18 protein-coding genes are annotated in these 22,250 nt (G+C 54.6%); 13 read left to right on the forward strand and 5 right to left on the reverse strand.

Going from position 1 to position 22,250, the window contains the following annotated elements:
* Positions 1 to 208: 208 nt before the first annotated feature.
* Positions 209 to 613 (forward strand): regulator, encoded by a 405-nt coding sequence (locus FJ147_12535; GenBank protein ID MBM4256710.1) that lies wholly within the window; start codon positions 209 to 211, stop codon positions 611 to 613.
* A 490-nt stretch (positions 614 to 1,103) separates the two neighbouring features.
* On the opposite strand, the gene recQ is transcribed toward FJ147_12535, so the two are convergent.
* Positions 1,104 to 3,314 carry a DNA helicase RecQ gene (recQ, locus tag FJ147_12540; protein ID MBM4256711.1) on the reverse strand — a complete coding sequence of 737 codons (2,211 nt, stop codon included), beginning with the start codon at positions 3,312 to 3,314 and terminating at the stop codon, positions 1,104 to 1,106.
* A 234-nt stretch (positions 3,315 to 3,548) separates the two neighbouring features.
* Between recQ and FJ147_12545 the strand changes: the two genes are divergently transcribed.
* From FJ147_12545 to FJ147_12555, 3 genes are all read left to right on the forward strand, one after another.
* A complete protein-coding gene (locus FJ147_12545; protein MBM4256712.1) occupies positions 3,549 to 3,917 on the forward strand; it encodes a hypothetical protein in 369 nt (122 codons plus the stop codon).
* Positions 3,918 to 3,930: 13 nt separating this feature from the next.
* Positions 3,931 to 5,556 (forward strand): NAD(P)/FAD-dependent oxidoreductase, encoded by a 1,626-nt coding sequence (locus FJ147_12550; protein MBM4256713.1) that lies wholly within the window; start codon positions 3,931 to 3,933, stop codon positions 5,554 to 5,556.
* 83 nt (positions 5,557 to 5,639) lie between these two features.
* On the forward strand, positions 5,640 to 6,788 hold the full coding sequence (locus FJ147_12555) for an amidohydrolase (protein MBM4256714.1): 1,149 nt from the start codon (positions 5,640 to 5,642) through the stop codon (positions 6,786 to 6,788).
* Between the two features lie 360 nt (positions 6,789 to 7,148).
* Here the strand turns inward: FJ147_12555 and FJ147_12560 are convergent, their stop codons facing one another.
* Entirely contained in the window at positions 7,149 to 8,423 is a 1,275-nt protein-coding gene (locus FJ147_12560) for a CoA transferase (GenBank protein MBM4256715.1), read from the reverse strand.
* Between the two features lie 138 nt (positions 8,424 to 8,561).
* On the opposite strand from FJ147_12560, the gene FJ147_12565 reads away from it, so the two are divergent.
* The 4 genes from FJ147_12565 (at position 8,562) to FJ147_12580 (ending at position 13,353) form a co-directional block, all read left to right on the forward strand.
* Entirely contained in the window at positions 8,562 to 9,302 is a 741-nt protein-coding gene (locus tag FJ147_12565; GenBank protein ID MBM4256716.1) for a PEP-CTERM sorting domain-containing protein, read from the forward strand.
* A gap of 38 nt (positions 9,303 to 9,340) precedes the next feature.
* Positions 9,341 to 11,965 carry a fibro-slime domain-containing protein gene (locus FJ147_12570; protein MBM4256717.1) on the forward strand — a complete coding sequence of 875 codons (2,625 nt, stop codon included), beginning with the start codon at positions 9,341 to 9,343 and terminating at the stop codon, positions 11,963 to 11,965.
* Between the two features lie 109 nt (positions 11,966 to 12,074).
* Complete coding sequence (locus FJ147_12575; protein ID MBM4256718.1) at positions 12,075 to 12,569, forward strand: hypothetical protein; 495 nt, start codon at positions 12,075 to 12,077, stop codon at positions 12,567 to 12,569.
* A gap of 319 nt (positions 12,570 to 12,888) precedes the next feature.
* Complete coding sequence (locus FJ147_12580; GenBank protein MBM4256719.1) at positions 12,889 to 13,353, forward strand: Hsp20/alpha crystallin family protein; 465 nt, start codon at positions 12,889 to 12,891, stop codon at positions 13,351 to 13,353.
* A 59-nt stretch (positions 13,354 to 13,412) separates the two neighbouring features.
* Here FJ147_12580 and FJ147_12585 read toward each other — a convergent pair whose 3' ends face one another.
* Together FJ147_12585 and FJ147_12590 are read right to left on the reverse strand one after the other, a co-directional pair.
* Positions 13,413 to 15,038 carry a hypothetical protein gene (locus tag FJ147_12585; GenBank protein ID MBM4256720.1) on the reverse strand — a complete coding sequence of 542 codons (1,626 nt, stop codon included), beginning with the start codon at positions 15,036 to 15,038 and terminating at the stop codon, positions 13,413 to 13,415.
* A 17-nt stretch (positions 15,039 to 15,055) separates the two neighbouring features.
* Positions 15,056 to 16,174: a c-type cytochrome gene (locus tag FJ147_12590; GenBank protein MBM4256721.1), complete on the reverse strand. Its 1,119-nt coding sequence runs from the start codon at positions 16,172 to 16,174 to the stop codon at positions 15,056 to 15,058.
* A gap of 90 nt (positions 16,175 to 16,264) precedes the next feature.
* Between FJ147_12590 and FJ147_12595 the strand changes: the two genes are divergently transcribed.
* The 5 genes from FJ147_12595 to FJ147_12615 all read left to right on the forward strand — a co-directional run bounded on the left by FJ147_12595 (position 16,265) and on the right by FJ147_12615 (position 20,671).
* Entirely contained in the window at positions 16,265 to 16,654 is a 390-nt protein-coding gene (locus FJ147_12595; protein MBM4256722.1) for a cytochrome c, read from the forward strand.
* Between the two features lie 186 nt (positions 16,655 to 16,840).
* Positions 16,841 to 17,377 (forward strand): hypothetical protein, encoded by a 537-nt coding sequence (locus FJ147_12600; GenBank protein ID MBM4256723.1) that lies wholly within the window; start codon positions 16,841 to 16,843, stop codon positions 17,375 to 17,377.
* Positions 17,378 to 17,512: 135 nt separating this feature from the next.
* The gene (locus FJ147_12605) at positions 17,513 to 18,187 is read left to right on the forward strand and encodes a hypothetical protein (GenBank protein ID MBM4256724.1); all 675 of its coding nucleotides are present in this window, start codon (positions 17,513 to 17,515) and stop codon (positions 18,185 to 18,187) included.
* Positions 18,188 to 18,857: 670 nt separating this feature from the next.
* The gene (locus FJ147_12610) at positions 18,858 to 19,724 is read left to right on the forward strand and encodes an EamA family transporter (GenBank protein MBM4256725.1); all 867 of its coding nucleotides are present in this window, start codon (positions 18,858 to 18,860) and stop codon (positions 19,722 to 19,724) included.
* A 113-nt stretch (positions 19,725 to 19,837) separates the two neighbouring features.
* The gene (locus tag FJ147_12615; protein MBM4256726.1) at positions 19,838 to 20,671 is read left to right on the forward strand and encodes an enoyl-CoA hydratase/isomerase family protein; all 834 of its coding nucleotides are present in this window, start codon (positions 19,838 to 19,840) and stop codon (positions 20,669 to 20,671) included.
* A gap of 180 nt (positions 20,672 to 20,851) precedes the next feature.
* Here the strand turns inward: FJ147_12615 and FJ147_12620 are convergent, their stop codons facing one another.
* On the reverse strand, positions 20,852 to 22,189 hold the full coding sequence (locus tag FJ147_12620; GenBank protein MBM4256727.1) for an LLM class flavin-dependent oxidoreductase: 1,338 nt from the start codon (positions 22,187 to 22,189) through the stop codon (positions 20,852 to 20,854).
* Positions 22,190 to 22,250 lie beyond the last annotated feature (61 nt).

Consider the following 22,250-nt stretch of genomic DNA (forward strand, 5'->3'; position numbering starts at 1 on the left):
GTCGCCCGCGTTCATCCAGCTCTTCGACCAGACTTCGATACTTAGACCGAAGCCAGCACACAATGGTCTCGTCTCTCATCCCTGCTCTTGTGCAGAGGCTCTCCACTCCGGTCAATCACTATTGCGGTAAGTTGTTTCCTGCCACCGCCTAACTATGGCGAATGCCGCCGCTACCGGGACAACATCGTTCGTGTTTGATGATCGTAATATGCGTTGGTTCACATTGGGTGATTTTAAGCACTTTGTGTTCGCGATGTACCACGTCGATGTACCAGGGAAGATTGTCGATTTCATTTTGAAGTTTCCCGCAAATGAGAAAATTTTCTTGCATCGCCACCTCGCGCTGACCAACACCTTAGTCGTTCAAGGCACTCACATTCTGTATGAGCCTGATGGCAAGGTAAAAGAGATGCGACCCGTGGGCAGTTACACCTCCAGCCCTCCGGGCGACCCACATCAAGAAGGCGCAGGCGATGGCGGCGGTGTAGTTTTCTACAGCGTACGCGGGAAAGATGGAGTGTTGTTTGAAGTGCTCGATGATAACTTCAAGGTTATTGGCACGCTGAGTTTAGAGGATTTTGCCAACGCATATAAAGAACAAAAAGGCGCTTAGCCGATTTCTTGGAAAAAATATCCCGATGTCTCTGTGGCGGGCACAGCCCGCCCTACGTGTCTTTGCCGGGTCTCGGTAGGGCAGGCTGTGCCTGCCGCTATCGGCAGAACATCGACATCTCAGGGATCCTCTTTTTCAGAAATCACCTTAGTCGTTAGCAGCAGCATAATTCCCTCTCCCTCAGGAAGAGGGCTAGGGTGAGGGGATCAAAAATAGTGGTTTTTGTCTCTTGGTACCCTCATCCTGACCTTCTCCCTGGGGGGAGAAGGAACCCATACGCGCAGCGCTCCACCTCAAACACAAGGATTTTTCCTTAAGTTGTGACTGGTGCTCAGGCGTCCCTACAGGACGCAACCGACAGCGTCCGGGCCACATGCCATGCCAGAGATCGCAGAACTTATCCTTACGTGTCTTACCAGGCTCACTATGGTCGCTGCCAAGCAAAACTTGAAACAAGATGTAAAGAATCGTGTCGGTTTTCATCTCAGCCCTACTGTGGAAGAGCTGGATCACTACGAGTAGCAGTGAGGTGCGCAACGACGACGCGAATCTGGCCATAGCTCACCTTTCCGTCCAAGTGATCCAAGATGGGCCGCAAATATGCGGTTCCTACCTCTTGTACCGCAGCGGCAATTTTATTGTATGTCGGCGGGTCGATCCAAGTGTCTATTTGCCGAGGCCGATGTATGAGCACGAACTCGGCGAGGTACTCCCAGGTGGTACTTTGGGCCCGGTTCGTGGCCGTTGCCACCTGTTCGATACTCGTTCCTTGCGAAAACAAGGTGAAGGCGAGTTCTTTCATCGGGTTGCGAGAGCTACTCGGGGCTACCTGTGGGCGGCTTCCGTTCGTAACGTCTAATGTCAGCTTGTGAGTATGACAGTAGGTGACGATCCGTTCGAGAAAACGTGGACCGATGTCCGCAAGCTTACGTTCGCCCACACCACGGACCTTCAGGAGTAAGGCGGCTGAACTTGGTCGTATTCGTGCCATGTCACGCAAGGTAGCATCATTGAAGACCAGGAATGGCGGCAATCCGCGTTCGCTGGCAATCTGATGGCGTAACTCGCGTAGACTCTCGAACAGCCCACGGTCCACCCCCTCCCATGATTCCTCGTCGAAGCGAGTTGTCTGGACCTCCGCCTTTGGTCGTCGCAACTGCACCTGACGTTGGCCGCGCATGACTGTCCAGGACGCGTCGTTCAGTTTCAGGACCGGATGCTCGTCCGTGGTGCGATCGAGTAGTCCGTTATCAAGCAACTGATACAGCATGTTCGTCAGCGACTTACGATTTGTCCCTTTCAGCAAACCATAGGTACTGACCTTGTCGTGGCCGAAGCGCCGTATCCGCTCAGTCTGGGCACCCAGCAGGACATCAACAATATACTCAGCCCCGAAATGTCCGCCGGTGCGCGCGACGCACGAGAGAATCTTTTGCGCGGTGACCATCGCATCCTCAAGCCCTTCTACTTCCTGCAAACATACATCGCACGCTTCACAGGTTGTTTTGCTATAGTCCTGGCCAAAATACTCGGACAACTGCCGATGCCGACAGCGCACGCTGGTACACATGCGGCGCATATGCCCAAGCAATTCGCGCGAGGCGGCCATGATCTCCTCGCTGGCCCCCGCGTCAGAGGTGCTTTTCTCCATCAGCGATTCCCAGCGCAGGAAGTCCGCAGCGGAGTACAGCAGCACACATTCTGCCGGTAACCCATCACGACCGGCCCGGCCCGTCTCTTGCTGATAGTGTTCGACGGACTTCGGCATCGACGCGTGAATAACACAGCGCACGTCGCTGTGGTCGATGCCCATGCCGAAGGCCACTGTTGCCACCACAACATCAATCTCTTCAGCGGCAAACCTATCTTGCGTCTGTCGCCGCTCGTCGGCTTCCATGCCCGCGTGATAAAACGCGGCTCGCACCTTCTGTGTTTGCAGAACGTAGGCCAGAGATTCACTCTCTTTACGAGTCATGCAGTAGACAATTGCAGCTTGCTTAGGATGTCGCCGCAGTACCTCCATAATCTGAGTAGCTGCATCGACACGAGGAATGATGCGATACGCCAGATTGGGACGATCGAACGTACCGACCAGGATCAACGGGTCTTGTAGACGTAACTGTTCGGCAATGTCTGCACGCACTCGCTCAGTCGCCGTGGCGGTGTAGGCATGGATGCTAGCGTGCGGGAATCGACTCTTGAGTTCGGCCAGCTGGCGATATTCTGGACGGAAGTCATGGCCCCAGTGACTGATGCAATGGGCTTCATCGATGGCAAACGCTCGGACTGGCAGTCGCTCGATAAGGTGCAGGAAGCGTGGCGTCAGCAACCGCTCTGGAGCTACGAAGACCAGTCGATACTGCCCGGCAACAATCCCTTCCTCGATCGCTCGTGTCTCATCGGGTGACAAACCACTGTAAAGGGCCGCGGCGGGATAGCCACTTTCACGCAAGCCATCGACTTGGTCCTTCATCAAAGCAATGAGCGGCGAGACGACAATATCGGTCCGTTGTGCTAACTCGGCAGGAACTTGATAGCACAAGGACTTACCACCGCCTGTCGGCAGCACGACGAGTGAATCGCGCCGTTCGAGACCAGCACGAATGGCTTGCTCTTGCAGCGGACGTAATTCGTTATAGCCCCAGTAGCGCTGCACGGTGGCGACGATGTTAGCAGTTGTCCATGACGTTGCTTGATCCATAACTGTAGTCCTTCCGAAGTGCAGGAAGACTAGAACGTTGTCTGCGCGGTTTCAATCCGTAGCGCTAGTCCCTATACTCTTCCCCTCTCCAGTCATGGAGAGGGGCCAGGGGTGAGGCTCGAGGAACAGATAGACCCCTTTCGCCTGAGAAAAAACAAAGGCCCTCGACGGTTTCATACAATCTCCATACAACAGCCTTAATCGTTCATTTTTGACAGAGGAAGGAACTTTACTGTGGAATGTAAAACCGTTGCTGAAGCAAAAAACTTATCTGGTTTGCGTTTGGCACTCACGGTTGGTGGACCAGCACCGTGGAGTATGGCAGCCAAGAGCATTTTGCATGTCAAAAAGATACCGTACGTTCCCGTCGCCCAACATGGCGGAGAAGCCAACGAGGAACTCCTCGCGTGGACCGGCCATCGTAATGCTCCCGTGGCAGTGTACAACAATGAGCCACCGCGTACCGGATGGAGGATCAGTGGCAAGTATTTGAGGAACGGAGGCCAGAATAAGCGCAGCGTTTCCGGTCCCAACCTGCCGGGAACGGCCTGCGGCCTTATCCCGGCCTACGTTCAGCGAACAACCGTAGTGCAAATACATTGAGGGGGACATCTGAATGTCTCATTCTGTGCAACATACACCGACCAGTGGGACACCGTCGGTGGAGCACTTTGATGCGCTTGTAATTGGCGCTGGGGTTTCTGGGCTGTATCACCTCTATCGCCTGAAGCAGCTTGGCCTTAACGCGAAGATCTTTGAGGCTGGCGGCGGGGTCGGCGGTACCTGGTATTGGAACCGTTACCCAGGTGCACGGTTCGACTCAGAAAGTTACAGCTATGGGTACTCGTTTTCAGCGGAACTGCTGCAAGACTGGGATTGGAAGGAACATTTCTCTGCCCAGCCTGAGACCGAGCGCTATCTCAATTACGTGGCTGACAAATTCGACCTGCGTCGTCACATTCAGTTCGATGCGCACATCTCCTCCCTGGTCTACGATGACAAAGCCAACCTCTGGGATGTGAAGACAGAACAGGACCATCATGTCCGTGCACGGTTTGTCATTGCTGCGGTTGGTATTCTGTCGGCAACCTATGTGCCTGATATTCCCGGTATCGATAGCTTCCAGGGGAAATCATTTCACACTTCGCGCTGGCCGCATGAGAAAGTCGACTTCACCAAGCAACGCGTGGCGGTGATTGGTACCGGAGCAACCGCGGTGCAACTGATCACTGAGATTGCCAAAGAAGTCGGACATCTCACTGTCTTCCAGCGTACCCCTAATTTCTGTATGCCGTTGCGCAATGCACTAATCAGTCCTGAGGAACAGAAGAAGATCAAAGCCAGTTACCCAGACATCTTTAAGAAATGTAACGAAACGATCGGCGCATTTCTCCATCAGTTCGATCCTCGCTCAGCACTGGCAGTGACGCCCGAAGAACGCGAGGCCTTCTACGAAGAGATCTGGGCAGAGCCTGGGTTCAGGAAATGGTTTGGCAATTTCCGCGACATCATGAACGACCGTGCGGCCAATGACACGTTTGCCGAGTTCGTGCGCAACAAGATTCGGCAACGCGTCACAGACCCAGTCATTGCCGAGAAACTGTGCCCGAATGATCACCCGTTTGGGTCAAAACGCATTCCATTGGAAAGCGGTTATTACGAAGTTTACAACCAGGACAACGTGTTACTGGTCGATATTCGCGAAACTCCGATCGAGCGCGTTACCTCGGAGGGAATCAAGACCAATGATACCGAGTACGAGTTCGACGTTATCATCTATGCGACTGGGTTTGATGCGGTCACCGGTGAGTTAACCCGCATGGATATTCGTGGTGAAGGAGGCCAACAGCTCAAAGACAAATGGGCGGATGGCCCGAGCACCTACTTGGGCCTGCAGACCGCAGGCTTCCCCAATCTCTTCATTGCCAATGGTGCAGTGTTCTGCAACTTTCCCCGTTGTGCGGAGGTTGTGGCTGAATGGGTGAGCGAGTGTATTGGCTATATGCGACAGAGAAATCTCACACGCATCGAACCATCCAAAGAAGCAGAAACCACGTGGACCGAACACGACATCTCACTGACAGTTGGCAAGCTGTTCACCGAGTCGAGTGGCTGGTTTCTCGGTGCCAACATTCCCGGCAAGAAACGACAGTATCTCCTCTATGCTGGGGGCGCCCCCGTCTATCGGCAAAAGTGTGCCGAAGTTGCCGCTAACGGGTATGAAGGGTTTGTGCTGCGCTAAGGCGTAACCCTTCTCTTTCTCGGCACAATGAGCTACAAGACTGAAACGCGTGAGCGAAGAACACTGTAAAAAGGAGACCTTGTATGATCCCTGCCGGTATCATCTCCGCTGACGGTCACGTCTGCGAAGCAGCGAATTGTTATGTGGACTACATTGACCCCAAGTACCGCGATGTTGCGCCTCGGATCGTGCCCCAAGATGATGGCACTGAAGCGTTCGTCGTGCACGGCATGAAACGCCCCGTCGCCCTGGGCTTTATCGATGGCGCCGGGTTCACGATTAAGGACCGGAACGATCGGGCAAAACGCATCAAGTTTGCCGACGTCCGTGAAGCTGCGTACAGGGGCAAGGCGCGCGTTCCCTTTATGGACCAGGACGGTATCGCCGCGGAAATCATCTATGCCTCTATTGGGATGGGACTCTGCATGCATCGCGACGCTGAGTACAAGGATGCGTGCATGAAGGCCTATAACCGTTGGTTACAAGAGATGTGCAGTGAAGCCCCGAACCGCATATTCGGTTTAGCCCAGACCGCCGTGCTAAGTGTCGACAGCGCCATCGAAGACTTTCGTCGCGCCAAAGAGATGGGCATGGTCGGGATGATGATGCCGGGCAGGCCGATTCATGAAGACTACGATCATCGTGATTATGATGCACTGTGGCAGTGCGCGACCGATCTCGGACTGCCAATCTGCTTTCATATCCTCACATCGCGTGACGGCGCCCTCAATATGCCACATCGTGGACATGAGATGAACAATTTCCTCGGCATCATTCGCGCCGTGCAAGATGTCGTCGGTCTCATGGTGCTCGGTGGCGTGTTCGAGCGTCATCCCAAGTTGAAACTCGTTTGCGCAGAAGGTGACGCTGGTTGGATGCCACATTACATGTATCGTATGGACCACGCAGCCAAATTCAATTTTGAGAATGGCGTCCTTAAAGGACTCTCGAAGGTCCCGAGTGAATACATCAAGAGCAACGTGTGGATGACCTTCCAAGATGACCTCACCGCTTTCAACTCGTTGCATCAGATGCCACAGACCCAGCTACTCTGGGCAAGTGATTTTCCCCACACGGACTCCACGTGGCCGCGCTCGCAGCAGTTGTTAAAGGAGCATACGACACATCTCACTGAGGCGCAGCGCCAGGCCATCATGCGAGACAATACGGCCAAAGTGTTTCAGTTACCTGCCGGGAACGAGTCGTGGCGGATGTATCCGGCAGCGGCGTAGGCTGGACCAGTCACAACTTAAGGAAAAATCCTTGTGTTTTAGGTGGAGCGCTCCGCGTATGGGTTCCTTCTCCTTTCGGGAGAAGGTCAGGATGAGGGTACCAAGAGACAAAAACCGCTATTTTTATCCCCTCACCCTAGCCCTCTCCCTGAGGGAGAGGGAATTATGCTGCTGCTAACGGCTTAAGTTGTGACTGATGCGTAGGCTGAGGCCCATCAACGTACGTTATGGCCGTGCCGCTGTGTCATTCTGAGTGAAGCGCGGAATCCCTCCGAGAGACCATTCGCTTCACTCAGGGTGACAAGCCAAGTGTGATTATTCTGCGACCCGATCTTGGCTCCACGTGCATTCATTCCGGCGTTAGATAACTCCCTTTCGCCGCAATTCAGCCAGACGTGACGCACTGAGTCCAAGACGCTGACCATAGACCTCGTCATTGTGCGCGCCGAGCAGCGGCGCTGGCTGATCAAACTGCAGCGGCTGTTGGGTGAAACGTATCGGCATACCAAACCCTTTGGCACCGTTTAGCGCTCCAGCGGTCGGGTGCGCCAAATCAACAAGCATCTGTCGCGCTTGCACCTGCGGATGATTCAGTAGCTCGGGCATGGTTTGCACCGCCCCAGCAGGCACTTCGTTCTTCTGCAAAAATTCAACTGCGTCCTTGGTCGTTCGCTCTTGCACCCACGCAGCCACCATCGTGTCGATGAACGCAATGTTCTGTCGCCGAGCTAACGGCGTCGTGAAGCGGTTATCGCTCTTCAGGTCCTCACGGTCGAGCGCCATCAACAGACACTCCCAGTTCTTGTCGGTCGTCACGGCGATGGTGACGAAACCATCACGGGTAGGATAGGTGTTGAGTGGTGTACCAGCGACGTGGGTATTCCCCCGACGTTCAGGCTGAATACCACCGTTGAGCAACTCCAACACGTCCGGTTGCAGAAAGAAGGACGTGTCCATCATGGCAATGTCGATCCACTCACCAGTGCCGCCGTGCTCGCGGCGACGCAGTGCCGCGAGTATCCCGATGATGGCAAACAATGGAGCCACGGTATCGCTGATAGCCGCACCGCAGCGCGTTGGCGGCTTATCCGGGTAGCCCGTCACACTGGCAAGACCGCTCATCGACTGAATCACTGGGTCATAGGCGCGCCAATCTCGCAGTGGCCCGGTCTGACCAAAGCCGGAGATGGAACACAGAATGAGGCCAGGATTCAATTGCCGCAACACGTCGTAGCCAGCCTCCATTTCATCCATCACACCTGGTGAATAATTTTCCACAACGATATCAGCCTTACGGCACAGCTCCTTGAACAATGCACGCCCTTCAGGTTGATACAGATCGAGCGTGATACTTTTCTTGTTGCGTGCCCGGTGCAACATAAAGACGCCCATGTCTTCATCTGTCTGTGGTTGACCGGAGGCGCCCTTAGGCCCGAGAAACGGCGGGAATCGTCGATGCAAATCGCCTTTCCCCGGCGGTTCGATCTTAATCACATCTGCACCAAGGCCAGCCAGCAGCAGCGTGCAGTATGGGCCAGCCAAATAACGGGTCAAATCCAGGACCACGAGGCCAGACAGCGGTTTCTGCATCATGTCGTTCCCCTCCTTTTGCAGCATCAATCTTAGCGATGACATCTACGGAATCATGCATCTAGTGGCAACGGGGAGGCAGCACGACGACGCTCCGTCAGCGAGGAGAGTGTGGACAACCAGCGGATCTTCGCAAAACTAAGAAAAATCGACCTGTACCTTCTCACTTCTGCGAAAATTTCAATGATCTTTCTACAAGATAGTGCTGGCATACATTTTGTTATGCATGTGGTTCAGCCTGTGACGTATCAAACAGAGGGTGAGAAGTACATGGGAAGGGGTGCGGCTATGAAGGAACTTATCGTTCTCGCTTTTTTGGTTACTTGGCTTGCCGTCGATGTGCGTGCCGGGCTGGCTCTCAACATCGCGTTAGTACCACAGAGTCAGCTCTCCAGTCCGGATAGTCCAGTCAATGTTACAGTGTTCTTGACCGATTTTCGACCACAGACCATCGGGGCGTTTTCTTTCGACGTTGCTTTCGACCCGACGGTGGTTTCGTTGACGGATGTCCTATTCTTCTCGCAGCTTGGTGATATCGCCGCTGGAGACGCCATATCATTTCACGACAGCACTGTGGGCGGTGGTCTCGCGACCGTCAGCGTCGGGGAAGTGTCGCTGCTTGATGCGAGCGCTCTTGCCGCCTTACACCGGACCAGTCAACTGCGGCTGGCCACGCTCCTTTTTACCACTTCGGGGCGAGACGCCGCGCGAACCGCATTGGACCTCCACAACGCCGTGCTGTCCGACGAGAAGGGCAATCCTCTTACACCGACACTGGTTGGAGATGCAGAAATTGTGATTCCTGAACCCTCCACCCTGGTCTTCTTCAGCACTGGTCTCCTCGGACTGGTTCTCTTACGACGGAAAAGCCACACCGGCCAACCAAAGAGTGAAACCATCAGAGCGATGACGTCAGGGGTGTAGAGTGCGAGAGGCACGCATCCGACAATTCACAAGAGGAGATGAACATGAAGCTTGGGGGATTTGTGTTGGCGACGAGGCATTCGTCACTATGTGAGACACCTCTCCACATGATTATATTGCTTTGGCTTAGCCTCGCATGTTTGTCGCCGGTGAACGCCAGGGCAGAGATACTGTATCTTGAAGCGACGATCCGAGATTTTAACGCCGCGCATCCAGATTTCGAGCAAAATATCTCCGCGGTCGATCCGGGCATTGTTGCTCCTGTGTTGGGGAGTGACCACAAACCTGTCTATGCCGGAGGCCTCCACCCTACCACGCATGATGCAGCAACGTTTGATCAATGGTATCACAACGTCCCAGGAGTGAATGTTGCTGCTGTCGATACCATGCCCGTCGACAATACCGTTACTGCGGATCGTAACGTTTTCACCTTCTCTGATGCGGATTTCTTTCCTCTCGATGGGAGTTTCCTTGGCAACGAGGGGCTATCGCACAATTATCACTTCACGGTAGAGCTGCATACGGAGTTTGTGTACCACGGCGGCGAGCGCTTGGTTTATACCGCAGATGATGACTTATGGGTGTTTATCAACGACCAGCTCGTGGTCGACTTGGGTGGTATCCATACCGCAGAAACCAGAACTGTCGACCTGGACAATGCAGCCGCTGGACTCGGACTCGTGCGCGGTAACGCATATCGCTTTGATCTGTTTTTTGCTGAACGGCAAACGGCACACTCAGTGTTGCGCTTCGATGTCCCTCGCTCAAACCGCGTGACGGTCAATCCGGAGAACGGCGTTGACCTGCCAGCACGAGGTCACGTCCGTGTCTTCGTGGTCTTTGCTGAGGTTGATTTTCAGCCTTGTGGTAGTAGCGATCAAGGAGTTCCCAATTGGCCCAAAGGTCAACTCCCAACGTTCAGGGATACGCTGTTCGATAATGAACTGACGGCTGGAGGTGTTCCCACCGGCGCAGGATACGTAACCGATTACTTCTACCAGATGTCAGGTGGGCAGTATGTTGTGCTGGGAGATTATGTTCCGAACCTTGTTACACTCAACTGTAATCCGCGCCCAGGCACCAATGAAGTCCTTACTGCTGTTGCGCAGCAGCAGCCAATCACCTCCGCGCACGGTTACCAACTCCCAGACTTCGATCTGTGGCAGATATCTGCGGCGTATGCAGCGCGAGCCGGAAGAGACAAGACGCCAACCGCGGATAATCTGATCGACCTGATGCTTATCGTCTGGCGCAACTACAATTCCCGCTTTCAGTTCGAGTGCATCACGTTCGGTGGTGACTGTAATTCTGGGTTTATTAGCGGGGAAAGCAACACCACACTCGGGACGACCAACGGACTTAACAACGTTGGCCAGTTTTGGAACTACGGGGGAGATTCGATCGATATTCTGCTCCATGAGTACGTCCACGCCCTCTTGGGGGGCAATAACTGGCATCTCGGTGGTGGGGCAGATCGTCACAGCGTACATGTCCCCCAAGGTGCTTACGGTCTGTTAGCTCACTACCCTGCCGTATCGGCAGTGGCGTCAGGCTGGGACCGAGATCGTTTGGGGTGGCATCCTCCAGGTAAAGACCTTCTCATTAGCGCACTGAGTGTCGATGGCGACGAAGTGAAGACCGATATCACTGTGCAATCCCACCCGCTGGGAGGGCGGTTCGTCTTGCGAGATTTTGTCAAGTTTGGTGACGCGATACGCATTAAGCTTCCTCACATTGACTGGCAGACGCTGGGTGACAATAAAAACCAATATCTGTGGCTGGAAAACCATCAACGCCTGTCTCGCTTCGATATCAACGGGCGGTCGCTCACTGATGTTTGTCACAAAAAATGGTCACCCGGGATGTATGCGCAGATCCAAGTCGGGAAGGACGTAAAGACACAGGATGTGAATAACGATGGTGTTGCTGATAATTTTGATGTGTATCCAGGTGCTGCCCAATCGCCGAATGGGTTAGGGAGTTATCTAATTCCGCTGACAGCGGAAGGCAATTTCGATTTCTCTTACCGCCTCGATCAGGTCACGGGCGGTGATGGCCTTCCTTGTCAATATAACAACATCAGTATCCCCCTCGATCAGTCCATGAGCCTGCCGAATCCGTTCACTGGATATGCGGAAGTCTATCAGCAGATCGATGCGGATGTTGTGCTGTCGAGCCCCTTGTTGCAGGCGACGTTTGTTCCGTTCGGTAATGGCAGGTTATTTGACAACGATGGCCAGTACGTACTGACGGAGTTCCGCAACGGCCAGGTGGTCCGTGAATTACCTGGTTTTGGTGACGCTCGAGATGCGTTTGGTAGTAGCACCGGGAAGACGAGGCTTGGTATCGATACCAACCCGGCTCCAGTGCCAATGTACACCAATACCTCGGCTTCTGGTTTCGGCAGTCCGCGTCCACTCACTGGGGCGACCTACGAAAATCGCACGCTCTGGTTGAATGGGCTGTCGGTCCAGATTGTTGATGAACTCACGTTGGGCCCAACAGCGGAAGATGGCAAAGCACTGGTCGTGGATATTCGCTGGGACGACTACAAAATTAAGAACGATGTTCGCTGGACGGGCAACATCGTCTTGCAGAATGATACCCGTGACCCATACGAGCGCAAAGCGCGGATCGTGGTTGCTAGTTGTCAGGTCTCATAACATCGCGCACTAAGAATTCGTCGAATTTCTTGGATTTTTGCACAAAAATGAGTACGCGATGTCATGAGACTCGACAGCTAGTGGTAAGAGCGTGTACCTGGATCGCGGTTTGTCACCAACCCAGGATATTGCGAATGCAACCGCTGAGACTATTCTCTTCCCTGCCACCGGCACGTCTCTATATCCCCCAAATCTGAGTTCTGAAACCCAGCGGCTGTTTACCGTACCGACGCGGTTGACGATAAAGGCAGGCACCAAGTTGCACCTCGAACGCAACGCCACGTTGTGGTTACTGAACAACTCCACGTTAGAGGTCGAGAACGGGGCAGAAGTGCAACTCGAGCCCGGCGCACGGATCGCTATTGGTGTGGGTGCAAGTGCAGCGAACAAAGTGATCGCCGGAGCCGAAAGAACTTTTGGTGATCTGACGACCCCACCCGATGGTTGCGTGGATCGTAGAGATCTCGACATTTTACTGAACGCTATTCGCGTAAAAAACAAGAATGCCTTTTATGATTTGAATGAAGACTTCCAAGTTGATGTCGCCGATGCGCGCAGGCTCGTGTTGTCCTTCACTCATCCACAAGGCGGCGCGTGCCGGTAGCGAATCGCCAATATCCTACCGACGCTCCATTGTACCTTCGAGCGTGAGAAGCTGCTATTTCGTTTGTCGCAAAGAAGCCTGTTGGACAAAGAACATTCCAACGCATTGATCGAGAGGTCCACCCTGCCGTTGTCCCTAGGGATGGAGCGTCCACCCGAGCCGGTGGTTTTCGCAAAGATGAGAAATTGTAGTTCCGGTCGTTGCAGAAATGAGAATCGCGCAAAACATTGCTCTGATTGTACTGGACGTCGCACTAGTTGAGGCTGGCACGCGCATTGCTCTTTCTTAAGCAAAAAACACACAACGACGGAGGTGTATTATGGCATCGTTAACCCCGTGGAGGCCAATGCGAGAGTTGGAATCACTGCAACAGCGAATGGACCACTTGTTCGATCGTTTTTCTGACCGGTGGTTCGGCGGCGACCGTCCTCGTAGCGTGTGGGGAAGTGACGAGTGGGCGCCGGCGATCGAAAGTCATGTCGAGAACGGCAACCTCATCGTCAAGGCCGATCTCCCAGGCGTGGACGCGAAAGACGTGACTGTGTCTGTCGTGGGTAACCAATTGACCATCGAAGGCGAACGCAAGCATGAGGAGAAGCAAGAAGAAAAAGACTACTTCTATCGGGAACTCTCGTATGGAAAGTTTTCTCGTACGATGACTGTGCCTGATGGTGTCGACCCCGACAAGGTGAAAGCCTCGTTTAAGAACGGTGTCCTGGAAGTGACCATGCCAGCACCCAAACAGATGGCAGCAAAGAAGATTCAAATCGAAGCGCAGAAGTAAAAGTACGCCTGCGCATCATGGACGTGAGAGTACCCTACGCTCACGTCCGGCTCCTGCCCTTACGATCCTCGTCTCACTAACAGTTCTTCCATGCGCTCAAACACGGCATTCATATCACTTTCTGTATCTACAACGACATGGCAGCGGTCGGGAAGATCTGAAAAAGGCGGGAACTGCTCTCGTTGTTGTTCAGCAATGGTCCACGTCGCATCTGACACCGAAGTGCCCTGTCGCTGGCGCTCTCGCAAGCGTTCTTGTACGACCGCAGCACTGGCCTGACATTCGACAAATACGATGGGGACCTGACACCGGGCGCTCAGTTCTTGTACGACCCGTCGCTGCTCGGGATTCTTATACGTGGCATCGACGATCACTCCACGCCCACTTTGTAATTCCTCCTCAGCAGCGGCGTGCACGGCATCGTAGGTTTTACGCGTGAATTCCTGGGTATAGAGACCTACTTGATAGTCGGTGGTGGCATGTGTCGTCGGGAGAAGACCGGCCAGGCGTTTGCGCAGCACGTCAGAGTTCAACGTCGCAAAGCCAGTCTGTTCGCTTAAGCGTTGAGCGACCGTTGATTTACCCGTACCGATTTGCCCGCAGACCACGATGAGGGCTGGAGCTGGCGTCCCACGAGCATAACGGTAGGCGAGACGGAACGACCGTCGCGCTTGTTCCCGCGCACGGTCTTGTTCAACCGCGGGAATCTCGGCCTCGCCACTTTTGAGGCTCTCCACTTTGCCACGCACGTATGCGCGATAGCATTGGTAGAATGGCAACAAGCTAAACAACTCGTGATCCTCTGCCAAGGCCGCGTACGTGTGCACCAACTCTCCAGCCCATTCAACCGCGCCACGTAATTCTAAATCCATCGCCAGGAACGCAAGTTCAGACGCAACATCACAGGTGCGCAAGCGCGGACTGAACTCGATGCAATCGATAATGGCGATGCCATCGTCAAGGTAATACACATGGTCGCAACGCAGGTCACCATGCCCATCACGGACACGGTCGTGAAGAACTCGGCGCTTGAATAGCTCTTGCTGCTGCGAGAAGAACTCGCGGCTGAACTCTTGAATAACACGGTACTGCCGCTCACTAATGGTGTTGCCGACAAACGAAGACGTAGCAGCAAAATTATCCGCGATAGCTTGCCATATCACTACGGGTGCACCATACGTGTCTGCTTCGCTGGTCGAAGCGGTATTATGGAAATGCACGAGCCGCTTGGCCAATGCATGCATTCCAGCCTTAGTGACGCGGCCACTGGTAATGAGCGCGTCAAGCGTCCGGTCAGGAGGCAGGCGGCGCATGCGCACGAGATAATCAACTACCGTCGCGTCCTGCATGTCTGCTGCTTCACGCACCCGGTACATACCGTCAGTCCTCAGGACTGGCACGACCCCAAGATACACCGTCGGTGCCAGGCGATGATTAAGTCGTACTTCCTCCTCGCAGTAGTGGTGTCGTAGTTCAGCAGTAGAGTAATCCAGAAATGAGAAGCGTACGGGTTTCTTGAGTTTGTACACTTCATTGTCAGCCAGGAAAACAGCGGAGATATGGGTTTGCAGCACTTCCACATTCGCCGGATGGTGCGGATAGCAGGCAGGATGGGCGAGTGCGGCGAGGAGATCGGTGAATAGCGGATTCGCAGTGACAACCGACGGAGAAGAAGCAGAGGTCATACAGGCTGGTCCTCGTGTCAATGAATTGTAGCTAAACTTCGTAAATAACGAACAATCTCAAAAGCGTCATCAGCCGTGAGTTGACGGGCCAGATGGGGCATGGTTGGTCGAGGCTGGCGGCGCATATGTAAGACCGATGTCCGTATCTGGTCGACCGAGCGTGTGCGGAAGTAGGGCTCGTCAAAATGCGGTGGTGGATTGGAGGCGGCAGGGCTCATCTGAACGCCTTTCGTTGCGACCGGTACGCCGTCCGCGCCGTGGCAATACGCGCAGAAGCGACTGTAGAGTTCATACCCAGGAGAGAGAACACGCAAGAACGCTACGACGGCGCGTATGTCCGGTGCGGTCAGTATATCGCCCGCACCGGACATCTCCCCTGTACCGTTCGTGATGCTGTGGATGAGAGACGCCTCGGGGTGCTGCTGCTGGTACGTTGGATTAGACAAATCGGGAAGCCGCGCAGCAAAGCTCCTGGCTCCCAGCCCATCACCGCGCCCATACAGGCCGTGGCACGCCGCACAGAGCGAGTCGTACACTTCTTTGCCCTGCTGCACGGTTTGCCAACGGATGGTTGGCACCTGCTGCAGGTACGACACGAGTGACGAGAGTTCTTCATCGGTATACGGCGCCGTCCCAAACTGTATCGTTCTGAACGGTACCCCTGCGAGGATACGCTCGACAATCGGCGTATCGCTGTTGTGGGCAAAAATGCCGATCTCTTGACGGAGGATCGGTGGCCGGTTGGCAAGTACTCCCGCGAGGGGCCCATCACCCCGACCCTCCCAACCATGACAGTCAGCGCAGTGCTGCAAGTATAGGACTTGCCCTCGACTGAAGCGCCGCAAAGAGTGCTGCACAGTCTGTGCAGCTTCGGCACTCTTGGGTGTTGCGCTGGTGCCTACGTTGCCTCTGGGAGGTAGTGCGTCGGCCTGTACCCTCCACCAGAGGAGCGCCAATCCCGCCCCTACACCGATGGCGAGTTTCATGATGCCCCTGCGCCGATTCTCACATTTGCGAATTTCTCTTCGCCTTTTTCCCAAGAATGAGAACAGCTTTGCACGATTTTCTGCGGACTTTCTCTTCATGGTCTCTAGGTGTTGCAAAATCAAGACCGCACCCCACGGCGACACTGGCATCGACTTTGCGTGAATAACGGCGAGGGATCAGGCCAGCAAGGAAGGAATTCTATGGTGAAAGCGTCGGCGCAAGTGGTGGGAGCACTAGGCATGATGGTACTACTCGCGGCAGGCGAGATTGGTGCCCAAGAACAGGATGTAATTGACGTGGGGAAAAAGGAATTCATGCGTTCGTGCGCAACCTGTCATGGCGTGGAGGCGACAGGAAACGGACCAGCTGCAGCCGCCCTCAATGTGAAGCCCACCGATTTGACCCAGATGGCGAAGCAACATGGCGGCGTGTTTCTCTTCTGGCGTACGTATGAAAAGATCTCAGGTCGTGACGAGCAGGTTATTCGTGGCCATGGCACACGTGAGATGCCCATCTGGGGAGAGCGTTTTCGCTTCGAGCCCAACGCCAGTGACGAACACAAAGCAAGTGTCCGCGGTCGTATTCTGTCGCTCGTACATTATTTGCAATCAATACAGACCAAGGAATAGTCAACAGACATTACGCGGTTAAATCAAACCACGCGAGATTGGTACACTTTAGGTTATGACCAGAGAGACCGCAGCGTGCGCCATGCGCACGGGAGTCACACCAGGCGAGCGCATCGTGCGCACAGCGCGAGCTACCCTAAATGTACGAATCTTCACAGGTCCGATTTAGCAGCAACAGGAGGCGGTATGCGGTGGGCATTGTTATTCATCGTAGGTTTTATCACGGCGTGTGCAAGAGGAACCGTTGCATCTGAACCCAGTGGACCAACCGGCCACCTGCCGCACGACGTTTCGGTAGTCCAACCTGCCAAGGTCGTCGCGCATAAACTCACGAAGGCGGAACGCGACGTCGCTGGCGTCTTCCAGATGTACTGCGGTGAGAGCAACGAGGAAGCGCACCGCAACGGCGGTTCCTATGTACTGAATTATTACAAATTCTTTGGCGGCCTGGACCAGCGCAGTCCCCATACGTCAAAAGCGTTTCAATCGTACGAAGGTGGGGTTGCCAAAGTCTTTGCTGGTGTAAGCTATGACGCGCTAGATAAGCGTAATCTCATTCTCATTGGCGACCCAGAGAACCTGGTCTCGCGCATCAAGTGGGCACAAGAGTTTTACGGCACCAACTATTTGATCCTTGAAGTCGCCCAAGGGGGCATGCCGCATAAACACGTCATGCCATCGCTGGAACGTTTCGCAAAGTACGTCATGCCTCACTTCCAGTAATCTCAGGCAGAAGCGGGCGTGCTACAGCTGTAGTATGGGCGACGCGTAACGTGCTATGAAGAGGGTAGGGCATTGGCGTGCCAGTTGTAGATTGCACACGCTGACGAACAAACACATCTCACAAGGAGGGTCTGTATGGACATGCAAGCGTTTTGGCAAGCCGTTGAGCAGGTCGCAAGCGAATACAATATCGGCAAACATCCACTGGCTCAGCTCGTGCTGGATGGCAAGGCCAGCAAAGAACAGCTCAAACAGTTTGCTATTGAGCATTATGAAATGACGGTGCGCGATTCCGGTCCGTACATCGCCAATGGCTATGTCAACATGACCAAACTCAGCGCTGAGGGAGCGGAACTGATGGCAGACAATTTCGCGGAAGAAGCGATGGGGCTCCACACCCACACCGGCGGTCATGCTGCCTTACTGTTTGAATTCTGGGAAAAGGGCCTAGGATTGCCGCGCAAGGAACTGGTGGAAGCAAGCGCCTCGTCAGCCTCGCGCGCGATGAACGCCTATTTCTGGTTGCTGGTGACCAACAAGATCAAATACTCGGGCGCGCTGGGAGTACTCGAAGGTGGTTTCTCGCTCGCATGCGAGAAAATGCTCGCTGGTCTGCAGAAGCATTATGGCATGAAGGCGGAGGCGCTGCGCTTCTTCTCCGGTCACATCGAAGCGGATCGTGAACATGCGCAGACCGGTCGCAAACTGGTCGAACAACTACTGACGACCGATCGTGACCGGCAAGAATTTCTCAAGGAAGCCCGGTGCGCGGGTCAATTGTACTGGAACGGGTGGGATGCCATGCTGTGAGGACCAGAGGCAACCAGTCGAAGAGTTCGGCATGGCAGCTTCACGAAGGTCGGCAGCGGTTTGCGTTGGTTAGAAGAGAGGAAAAAAGTAGGCCGGTATAAGCGCAGCGTTTCCGGCAGACCATGCCGGGGCCGGCCTATGGGCTTATCCCGGCCCACACCGCTGGAATGACAGAACAGCGAGATTACTGCGCTCCACACTAAACCGGATCACAGAACATTCGTACAGTTGGGGTAGCGTGCGCGGTGCGCACACTGCGCGTGCCAGCGTTGATTCCCGTGCGCCTGGTCCACGCTACGGTCCCTCAGGCAACCACCCAAAGGGTACCACTCTCGGGTGGTTTGATTTAGGATGCGATGCACCATCGTGCACATGTCAGGTTGGTGGCGCAAGGCATTGATCACCAGTCACAACTTAAGGAAAAATCGCTGTGTTTTTAGGTGCTCCGTTGCGAGTATGGGTTCCTTCTCCCTCAGGGAGAAGGCCAGTATGAGGGGGTCGAGAAGCCAAAAGCCCTGAGGTTTCATCCCCTCACCCTAGCCCTCTCCCTGAGGGAGAGGGAATTACTGCACTGCCAACAGCTTAAGTTGTGACTGGTGGGCACTGATGCAATACAACCAGTCCGAGGCATGGTGATCACACATGGGCTTGTGAGTGGGAGAAACAGGACGTGATGTCTGATCATGAGTGGAGCATGTCCCAAAGCGCCCTCTACGGGATAGTCCTGCTCTCCGCAGTCGCCCACGCATCGTGGAACGCAATGGTCAAGAGCAGTGGCGATCGTCTGCTGATGCTGGCCGCGATCCGCTTCGTCGGACTCATCATGGGTATTATTGTCGCAGCCGCAGTCCCCCTCCCCTCCCTTCACTGTCTGCCATTCCTTCTTGGTGCCGCTGCTATTCACTACCTCTATTACATGTTGATGTTGCAGTCGTACCGCATTGGTGACATGAGCCAGGTCTACCCGATAGCCCGCGGGATCGCACCATTGCTTGTGTTCTGTCTTGGCGCACTACTGGCAGACGAGGTCCTCAGCTACCGCGCGTCGTTCGCGGTGGGCTTGTTGTCAGCGGGCATTGTTGCCTTAGCGCTCTCCGGACAACACCTCAACTACAAAGCCGTGGGATTTGCGCTTGGCACCGGTATCGCCATTTCTGGCTATAGTTTTTTGAGTGGCCTGGGTATTCGCAGATCCGGTTCGCCGTTTGGCTATATCGCATGGCTGGAAATTATGACTGGACTCGGCATGGCATCTATCGCAAGCGTGCGGCGGGGAAGTCGCGTCGTCGAATTCGTGCGGACACAGTGGCGCCCAGGTTTGATTGCTGGACTGCTATCGGTAGTGGGCTACTCGATCGTTCTCTGGGCCATGTCACAGGCCGCGATGGCTCCTGTGATTGCTCTGCGCGAGACAAGTGTTGTATTTGCTGCACTTATAGGGTCGGTCTTTCTTGGGGAAGGTTTTGCAGGCAGACGAGTTGCCGCCGCGGTCGCCGTGGTGATAGGTATCGTTCTTTTGGGAACAACAGCCAAATGAGAGAACTGCGGACGCTGGCAGCGTCTGAGTCGACCCCAGGAGCTGCGCTACCTTACAAGTATCGACGAGTATCATAGACTGCACGGGAATTCTGTATAAAGGAGGATACATTTATGAGTACACAGAGTGACGAACGAGCGAACGCCCGGGCGCGGGAGAAGAGCCTAGGTTTTGTTGGTCGGCCTCGGTTCGAGGACTATCGTGAGAAATACGCAAAGTTTTTCAAGATGGAGCGCCGCAATGGCATCCTTCAGGTCCAAATGCACAGCGACGGTGGGTCGGTTGTGTACGGCCTTCCCATTCATAACGCGTGGTCACAGTTATGGATGGAGATCGGCAATGACCCTGACAATGAAGTGCTGATCTTCGGCGGCGCCGGGGACCAGTGGATCGCCGGGTTTGACCCGGAAATGTCCAAACTGGCGCTCCATGAGTTACCATCAGACGCGTTCTACGACCAGATCTACTCAGACGCGACGAAACTGCTCGAAGCCTTCATTTTCAATATCGACATTCCCACCATTGCTTGTATCAACGGCGCGGGGTTGCACACCGAATTCGCACTCTTGTGCGACATCACACTCTGTGCACAACACGCGGAACTGTTCGATCCACACTTTAAGTTTGGCCTTGTGCCGGGCGACGGCCAGGGGCTGACATTCCAGGAATTGATGGGAACCAAGCGCGCAGCCTACTATCTATACACCAGTGACAAGGTCAACGCTGAGATGGCCAAGGAGATGGGCCTGGTGAACGAGGTGTTGCCGCTTGAGCGCTTATATCCACGGGCATGGGAAATTGCTGAGCTGATCATGAAAAAGCCACGTGCCATCCGCCGCATGACCAGTGCCGTGTTACGACGCCAATGGAAGCGACGACTGGTGGATGATCTCGGCTTCCACATCGCGCATGAGCTACTCGGCATGCATTTGAACAAAGCGGAGTAATCTTCAGCAAGGGCGAGACTATTCTGTCACTCAATGCAATCACGGATACACTGCAGGATCGTGTCATTCTCAGGCCAAGAATCTCAGAGGAGAAGGATCTCTCCCCTTCCGCCCCTGAGACTCTTCGTCGGTGTCCTCCTCAGAACGACAGTCCCTCAAACTCCTTGTGACTCTACGTCGCTACATACCGACCTTCAGCGAAGCGAGTGGGGTGCGGTCGACCACCGGGAGTCGAGCGACACCGGATTGCAGCTTGACCGACCCAGGGAAGCGCTGGAAGGGATCGGGGAGATCTAACTGTTTGGCGTACTCGCGTATAGCGGGTGCGACTTCCTGGGCGAACAAGCGCATGCTGTTCTTGCGCTCCTCGTTCGTCACGGTTCCTTGTACCTGGAAGACCGTGAGGATGCTGACCCGCAACAATTGCAAGATGGTTTTGACTTTCTCGATCACCGTCTTGGGCGAGCCAACGATCATGAGGTGGTCCTTCTGGGCCTTGTCATAGGCGGCCATCAGTTTGCGTCGGACCTCATTCAGATCTTTACCATCGTATGCACTCTGGCCTGCCTGCGCGGCCTTGAATCTCTCGGCGTTCACACCTACCCAACCACCACTAGGCATACGCGCGAGGCGTCGAATCGCGTCTTTTGAATTATAGCCAGGCGGTACAGTATGCTCAGGTCGAGAGAACGCCCCAGGACCGCCGCCGAACATGAAGCCTTTGCCCAGCTCTTGGGCTTTCTCATCAGTATCAGCGACAAACACACTCATCAGGTAGCCGAAGTTCTCTGGGCCAGCTTGGTAACCGTTCTTGGCAGCGACATCGGCATAGAAGTCCCACATATCGCAGGTTGGCCCCAACGCCGTGACTAAGCCCATGTACGGATAACCCCGTTCCGCGCACCACTGCGCGGTTTCCGGGCTCAAGACTCCGGGAATCCACATCTGTGGATGCGGCTTCTGGTAGGGTAACGCCCACGGGTTCACGTGGCGATAATGAAAGTGTTTGCCTTCGTAACGCCATGGACCAGGTCTGGTCCATGCTTGAATAATGAAGTCATGCGCTTCGTTGAAGTATTCACGATTATAGGCCGGGTTCGCATTGTTGAAGAACTGCTCACTGCCAGCGCCACGCACCCAACCAGTGACAAGACGCCCGCGCGAGATCAGGTCGATCTCGGCCAGCTCTTCTGCCATGCGCAACGGATGTTTGATGACCGGCAAGGGATTTCCGATGAGCACGATCTTCGCACGTTTAGTAATACGCGCAAGGATCGCGGCTTCGACGTTCATGACACTACCCATGCAAAAAGGGTTGCCATGATGCTCATTGAGCATGAGCGCATCAAATCCGAGTTCCTCAGCATAGCAATACTCATCCAAGAAATAGTTGTAGTCCTGTGACGCCTTCTCGCGATCGAAATATGTGTTCGGTACGGCAAAGAACGCTTCATTCTTGAGCACCTCATCCTCGGGTACCCAGCGATAGGGGCGTTCGGTGAAATAGCCAATGATCATGTGCTTCTCCTCTCTCATAACGACCGGGCGAATGGGAATCTCCACAAGGGACAGGGTGCGG

It is taken from the genome of Deltaproteobacteria bacterium (assembly GCA_016874775.1).
Classification (GTDB): domain Bacteria; phylum Desulfobacterota; class Binatia; order Bin18; family Bin18; genus VGTJ01.

What these genes read in the sequence shown, in the direction of transcription:
- FJ147_12535 (MBM4256710.1), top strand. Translation starts at nt 209, where the DNA reads ATGCGTTGGTTCACATTGGGTGATTTTAAGCACTTTGTGTTCGCGATG.
- recQ (MBM4256711.1), bottom strand. Translation starts at nt 3,314, where the DNA reads ATGGATCAAGCAACGTCATGGACAACTGCTAACATCGTCGCCACCGTG.
- FJ147_12550 (MBM4256713.1), top strand. Translation starts at nt 3,931, where the DNA reads ATGTCTCATTCTGTGCAACATACACCGACCAGTGGGACACCGTCGGTG.
- FJ147_12555 (MBM4256714.1), top strand. Translation starts at nt 5,640, where the DNA reads ATGATCCCTGCCGGTATCATCTCCGCTGACGGTCACGTCTGCGAAGCA.
- FJ147_12560 (MBM4256715.1), bottom strand. Translation starts at nt 8,423, where the DNA reads ATGTCATCGCTAAGATTGATGCTGCAAAAGGAGGGGAACGACATGATG.
- FJ147_12565 (MBM4256716.1), top strand. Translation starts at nt 8,562, where the DNA reads ATGATCTTTCTACAAGATAGTGCTGGCATACATTTTGTTATGCATGTG.
- FJ147_12570 (MBM4256717.1), top strand. Translation starts at nt 9,341, where the DNA reads ATGAACATGAAGCTTGGGGGATTTGTGTTGGCGACGAGGCATTCGTCA.
- FJ147_12580 (MBM4256719.1), top strand. Translation starts at nt 12,889, where the DNA reads ATGGCATCGTTAACCCCGTGGAGGCCAATGCGAGAGTTGGAATCACTG.
- FJ147_12585 (MBM4256720.1), bottom strand. Translation starts at nt 15,038, where the DNA reads ATGACCTCTGCTTCTTCTCCGTCGGTTGTCACTGCGAATCCGCTATTC.
- FJ147_12590 (MBM4256721.1), bottom strand. Translation starts at nt 16,174, where the DNA reads ATGCCAGTGTCGCCGTGGGGTGCGGTCTTGATTTTGCAACACCTAGAG.
- FJ147_12595 (MBM4256722.1), top strand. Translation starts at nt 16,265, where the DNA reads ATGATGGTACTACTCGCGGCAGGCGAGATTGGTGCCCAAGAACAGGAT.
- FJ147_12600 (MBM4256723.1), top strand. Translation starts at nt 16,841, where the DNA reads ATGCGGTGGGCATTGTTATTCATCGTAGGTTTTATCACGGCGTGTGCA.
- FJ147_12605 (MBM4256724.1), top strand. Translation starts at nt 17,513, where the DNA reads ATGGACATGCAAGCGTTTTGGCAAGCCGTTGAGCAGGTCGCAAGCGAA.
- FJ147_12615 (MBM4256726.1), top strand. Translation starts at nt 19,838, where the DNA reads ATGAGTACACAGAGTGACGAACGAGCGAACGCCCGGGCGCGGGAGAAG.
- FJ147_12620 (MBM4256727.1), bottom strand. Translation starts at nt 22,189, where the DNA reads ATGATCATTGGCTATTTCACCGAACGCCCCTATCGCTGGGTACCCGAG.